The organism is Anaeromusa acidaminophila DSM 3853, assembly GCF_000374545.1.
Classification (GTDB): Bacteria; Bacillota; Negativicutes; order Anaeromusales; family Anaeromusaceae; genus Anaeromusa; species Anaeromusa acidaminophila.
The window spans coordinates 1-5,556 of record NZ_KB894624.1; the positions used below are offsets into that span (position 1 = coordinate 1).

Here is a 5,556-nt window from a genome sequence, read left to right on the forward strand (position 1 = left end):
CTGCATAACCTGGGAGTTTCCACTGCTTACATTGAACCAGGCAGTCCATGGGAGAATGGCTTTTGCGAAAGTTTTAACAGTAAAATGCGAGATGAGTTTCTAAACCGAGAAATTTTTGATTCCATGGTTGAAGTAGATATATTAACGAAACGTTGGGTTTTGGAGTATAACACGATACGACCACATAGTTCCCTTGGATACAAGCCTCCAGCACCTCAAACCATAGTGTGCGTTGCTTAAACTAACTTGGTTTTTTGGACTAGTTTTCGGGGGCAGGGCATCGGAGTAGCACCGCTTCCAATTTTCAAGCAAATGTCCCCAAGCTTAACTTTTTGCCACTCACTAAAACTCATAGCCAATCGCCCCCAGTCTTCTTCGGATTTCCTCCTCTAAATGACTACGTTTAGCGAACATTTCAGCTAGCTCACCAGTGAGGCGTGTCATCTTCTCATCAAACGGCTCCCCATCATCTATTAGCTCCTCAATACCAACAAATCTACCCGGTGTAAGGATATACTCATGGGAACGTACTTCATCAAGAGAAGCAGCTTTACAAAAACCTTTAATATCCTCATAACCTTCGCCTTTTTTCCAATTATGATAAGTATTAGCAATATATTTTATCTCAGTTTCAAAATCCAGTTCCCTATGTTTTCGATCAATCATTGTCCCCATTTTACGGGCATCGATAAAGAGTATCTCATTGCTACGATCACGTCCCGCCGATTTCTTATCCTTCGTCAAAAACCATAAGCATGCGGAAATGGTTACATTGTAGAAAAGGTTAGCAGGTAAAGTGATAATACAGTCCACCAACCCTGCTTCAATAATGTTCTTTCTTATTTCGCCCTCACTGCTAGTATTAGTAGACATAGACCCGTTTGACAATACAAACCCGGCAATCCCTTTCGGGGAAAGCTTTGAAATCATGTGTTGTATCCAGGCATAGTTGGCATTACCGGTAGGAGGCATACCATATTTCCAGCGAACATCATCAGTCAGTCTGTTAGCACCCCAGTCTTTAATATTAAACGGGGGATTTGCCAGAATATAGTCGGCCTTAAGTAGCTTGTGCAAGTCATTAGTAAAAGTATCGGCGTCACGCTCGCCAAGATTGCCATCAATGCCTCGAATAGCAAGATTCATTTTGCAAAGTCGCCATGTTGTTGCAGTGTATTCCTGACCAAATATATGGATATCGTCTTTTCGTCCGCTGTGTTCTTCCACAAACCGCTGACTTTGTACAAACATACCGCCTGATCCGCAGCAAGGATCATAAATCCTACCTTTATATGGCTCGATCATTTCAACAAGCAGCTTGACGATAGATGGCGGTGTGTAAAATTCACCTTCAGACGAACCAAACTGACCGAGAAAATACTCATACACCCTGCCGAGAACGTCTTTGGCTCGGGCCTCTTTATCGCCAACTTTGAAAGAGAAAAGGTCGATTAGTTCACCAAGTTTTGTTTTGTCTATTTCAGGGCGGGCGTAGTTCTTGGGCAACACACCTTTGAGTGAGGCGTTTTCTTTTTCAATAGCAATCATTGCCTCATCGATTATCTGTCCAATAGTTGGCTGCTTGGCATTAGATTTTATATGGTCCCAGCGGGCCTCTTTGGGAACAAAAAACACATTCTCTTCAGCGTAGGCGTCAACGTCCTCCTCAAATCCATCGCCCTCAGCAACAAGTTCATTATATCTCTCTTCGAAAGCATCAGAGATGTATTTTAGAAATATCAGCCCAAGCACGACATGCTTGTATTCCGAAGCCTCAATGTTGCCACGGAGTTTATCTGCCATCTCCCATAAATTATTTTCAAATCCTAGATTTACTGTCGCCATAATGCTCGCCCTCCAATATCATTTTTCTATCAAGTTCAAAGTAACTTGTCATAAATTTTTGTTTTTTCAATTGAATAACGTTCTTCAGCTTTCATTATGGTCTCTCTATACAGAACGCTTTCAGCTTCATATTTCGCTACGAGTTCTTTCTGCTCCTCAATACTAAGCAGAGGCATCTCCATCTCCATAATGTCCGTATGGTTTATATTCACAATGGTTGTCCCACGCTGAAAGCTCTTTATAACTGCCATACCTACAGGGCTTTCGAAAAATATCTTTAGGTACTCGCCCATCACCTTATCATTCGGTCTAATAACGATGACGTTTGCTGAAGCAATGACAATATTTTTTTGTTTACGAAACACTCCTGTTTTTATTGCCGAACCCCTGCAGGATAAGACCACATCACCGTTAACCAACTCGTACCGTTTAATTTTGCGTTCTTCCTCATCAACATTGTCTAAGCTTTCGTAATCAATGCCTGCATCAGTAATATTGGAAATATTAAGCACAAGAATTTTCCCTGGCTTAACATCTTTTTTTAATATCGATTTGCCCCTGAACACCTCAGCAACCTCGTGGAGCTTAACTTTCGCAATACTTGAGTTCTTATATTTTCGGATGTTTTCATCATCATCAGCCAGTATAAGCTCTATGCGCCAATCCTCATGAGAAACAAACTCTTTGTACGATATAGATTTCTCGTGTGTAATATATAAACCGTTATCATACCCCAGATATCCAACTCTGACAGTATCATTATGGGTGGTACCGACTGTAAGCATATAGGTTTTTATTGCGGTATACGGCTTAAATATCCCCTCCGGCAGACCGAAAATGCTATGCAACTGATAATCAGTTGTAATATACTCGCGCATCTTTGCATCAGCACCACCTGCAAAGGTAATCTTGGCGGGAAGCACAGCTACCATCGTTCCGTTTGCAGAAAGACAGCCAAGTAGATTTTGTACTGCAACACCGTCCGAACTGGACGAAATATATTTATTAGTAATAGCCTCCACCTTGCCCCCAAAGTTCGGCAAAGCATAAATAAAGTCAAACCGCTCCTCAATCAAAAGTTCTTGGTAGATAGACTGGTTTAAAATAGTTACATTTTCATATTTTTCAAAACCAAGCTTGAGCAGCATAAACATAAGCACGTGTGATGTGGTAAGAGTTATTTTACTTTCCCGATACCTATTGAGTATACCGTTAAGACCAGAAAGACTTTTCTCTGCTTCTGTAATAAGTATTGACTTCGGTCTATTGTCCTGGATCATGTCACAGACATACTCCGTAAGGTATGCAGGTGAAAAGACCTGCCCAAAGCGATCATTTTGATAAAGTTTGAGAGTACATTCGATCAGATCAATATCTTTTGAGCTTTTATAAACTGCCGAAAAGAAGTCTTTATCCCCCGGAAAATATCCCAATATTGTATTTTCTGTAGCTTGCTTCATAAGTTCATAAATTTGTCCGTCATTTTGGGGAGCATCCTTCTGTAGCTTTGCTGCTTTTGCTGTAAGTTTGACGCGAAGCATTTCATTCAATAACTGTTCACGTGAAGTAATGCCACGCATAGCTAACGTGTTAATAAAAACATCTATTGACGTATTCACGACTTTCCCCCTTTCTAGTAAAAAATACCATGCACCAACTAATAGTAGTGTATCACTTTTATTTTAGTATGTCTATACTAAAATTTATTATTATCATTTTTTATTTTTCGATAGCAATAAAAAAACCTGTAATCTCTTCCTTACATAAGAGTTACAGGTTTTTTCTTATCTTTATATTATGGTTGAGTTTACAGACGTCGGTGAATGAGGAAACATATAGATTTTCACCTACATAACATTATATTGTATTGCCACTACTGGGCTTATGCGCTATTTTGTGGTGTGTTTTCTTTCGAGGAGTGCTACGCACTCAACGTGCGTCATCACATTTTCCTTATAAATTTTCGCAGAACATATTTTGCGAATGAGTATATCCAAAAATGCTACCCCACCAAAGGTGGATTTTACTGCAACTCACCCCCGTCAAATGGGGAGTACTCTTCTGCAAAAGGGGTGGAAAAGAAGTTTATTACTCATCCAAAATACCATTGATTAGCTTCTTAATCCATCCGGGTGCATTAGGAACGGGTTCTTCCTTTTCAATGTATTCCATCACCATTTGCACATCTTCTTTTCGCCAAAACCGATCTCTCTCAAAGCACTTATGGCAGCAATACTTGGCTACTTTGGCCGGGCTGGTGAATTTTTTACCACAATATGTACAACTATGCTCATGCATGAGAGGGGTCGCCTCTTGCCATTGATGTCTGCATTTATCAGAACAATATTTACGGCGTCGGCCTGTTGGTTTAACCTCAATTGCCTTACCACAATTAGCACATCTGGGAACATTTATAAGACTACTGCCTAATCCATCCAGCGCGTTTGTCTTGCAATAATTTCTGACTAAATCTCTCGAAATTCCTATTTCACCAGCAATTTTTCGGTAGCCATAACCCTGTAAGCGAAGTGCTCTGATTTCACTTTTTGTTTGCTCGTTAATTGCCATTATGCATCACTCCTTGATTTTGTAGTTATCAATTAGTAATGCTCTAAAAGCAGAAAGATTCAAGTATAAATTCACACTGTGCGACAATAAATTTTTAATCGGTAAGTTTTTTGTATTTTTCTTTTCCCCCCTTATACATATTCTCCATGTACTTGTTTGGCTCTGGCATAGGATGTCCTTTGCCTTTAGTGTCTCGTCTTTCATGGTCTTGATAGACTTTATTGATTCTATTCCAGTCTTTTGGATATTCTTCTTTGAATTTTTTGGTAAAATCATCACAGGTACAATCAACACCAAGTAAATCAAAAATACTACTTACCTTTTCATCTTTTTTAACTACAACACTTTGTGCCATTCCAGCACCTCCACGCATATAATTATCTTTCGTTCAATTTTTCTTGGTTAACATGTTTTTTTGCTACACAAGTTTATTCCTTAAAACAAAATTCATTTTTTCGGTTTATCACTCATTATAATACCTGCTTTATAGGGTTCTTGCGAGGATTACTGATGACAACTCCTGTATACGGATAGTTTTCCCCTAAATATTTGTACTTACCTCTAGCTAGCCATTCAAGTATCTTAAATTTCTCTAAGGAAGCATCTGCCAATTTACCTTTATTGGTAAGATTATAACAATAATCACTTGGAATAATACTGCCTTCATTTACTCCATGTTTTGCTTTTACCATAGCAATAATTTCACTTGTAACATAAATAGCGCCTAACTCGCAATCGGCAAAAGTATCTCTTACTTTCTCAATAATTGTCATACATTTCACCGCCTATACATAAGTATTCTTTCACCTTAGGATATTAACTTTTCGTATGTTTTTATCCGATTTTCCCAACTTCTGCAAGATCATCCTTATTGAGTGATTTTCATATTCTCGAACCCTAGAAAAATCAAAAGGTTTTTAGGCAATAAAAAGGACTTCACCCCCACAAATGCGAATCAGTAAGTGCTACCCTAACCTTACGCAAAGGACGGTGAAGTCACTATTATGATTCGACAAACCTTGTTGTTTTCCTTTGAAACATTGATGCAATATGATGAATCCACTCGCTTGTTTCAAGTTCTGTCCAATATTGATGTCACCCCCGTTTTATCAAAGCTGGATCGTCCAGCTGGAAAAAGCGGTC

The 5,556-nt window shown here is 39.1% G+C and carries 6 protein-coding genes and 1 pseudogene; 2 read left to right on the forward strand and 5 right to left on the reverse strand.

Annotated features, from left to right (window positions below):
- A partial coding sequence (locus C508_RS19180) for an integrase core domain-containing protein (RefSeq protein WP_018704800.1) occupies window positions 1–240 on the forward strand: 240 nt, incomplete at its 5' end.
- A 102-nt stretch (window positions 241–342) separates the two neighbouring features.
- Here the strand turns inward: C508_RS19180 and C508_RS0117170 are convergent.
- The 5 genes from C508_RS0117170 to C508_RS0117190 form a co-directional block, all read right to left on the reverse strand.
- Window positions 343–1,845 (reverse strand): type I restriction-modification system subunit M, encoded by a 1,503-nt coding sequence (locus C508_RS0117170; RefSeq protein ID WP_018704802.1) that lies wholly within the window; start codon window positions 1,843–1,845, stop codon window positions 343–345.
- Between the two features lie 35 nt (window positions 1,846–1,880).
- Window positions 1,881–3,464, reverse strand: a complete 1,584-nt coding sequence (locus tag C508_RS0117175; RefSeq protein WP_018704803.1) for a restriction endonuclease subunit S — start codon at window positions 3,462–3,464, stop codon at window positions 1,881–1,883.
- 469 nt (window positions 3,465–3,933) lie between these two features.
- Window positions 3,934–4,413 (reverse strand): hypothetical protein, encoded by a 480-nt coding sequence (locus tag C508_RS0117180; protein WP_018704804.1) that lies wholly within the window; start codon window positions 4,411–4,413, stop codon window positions 3,934–3,936.
- A gap of 94 nt (window positions 4,414–4,507) precedes the next feature.
- The gene (locus C508_RS0117185) at window positions 4,508–4,768 is read right to left on the reverse strand and encodes a hypothetical protein (RefSeq protein ID WP_018704805.1); all 261 of its coding nucleotides are present in this window, start codon (window positions 4,766–4,768) and stop codon (window positions 4,508–4,510) included.
- 115 nt (window positions 4,769–4,883) lie between these two features.
- Complete coding sequence (locus C508_RS0117190) at window positions 4,884–5,186, reverse strand: DUF7225 domain-containing protein (RefSeq protein WP_018704806.1); 303 nt, start codon at window positions 5,184–5,186, stop codon at window positions 4,884–4,886.
- A 231-nt stretch (window positions 5,187–5,417) separates the two neighbouring features.
- Between C508_RS0117190 and C508_RS21025 the strand changes: the two are divergent.
- A pseudogene (locus C508_RS21025) lies at window positions 5,418–5,556 on the forward strand (IS5/IS1182 family transposase); the annotation flags it as partial.

Coding starts and splice junctions, on each gene's coding strand:
- C508_RS0117185 (WP_018704805.1), bottom strand. CDS start 4,768: ATGGCACAAAGTGTTGTAGTTAAAAAAGATGAAAAGGTAAGTAGTATT.
- C508_RS0117190 (WP_018704806.1), bottom strand. CDS start 5,186: ATGACAATTATTGAGAAAGTAAGAGATACTTTTGCCGATTGCGAGTTA.
- C508_RS0117180 (WP_018704804.1), bottom strand. CDS start 4,413: ATGGCAATTAACGAGCAAACAAAAAGTGAAATCAGAGCACTTCGCTTA.
- C508_RS0117170 (WP_018704802.1), bottom strand. CDS start 1,845: ATGGCGACAGTAAATCTAGGATTTGAAAATAATTTATGGGAGATGGCA.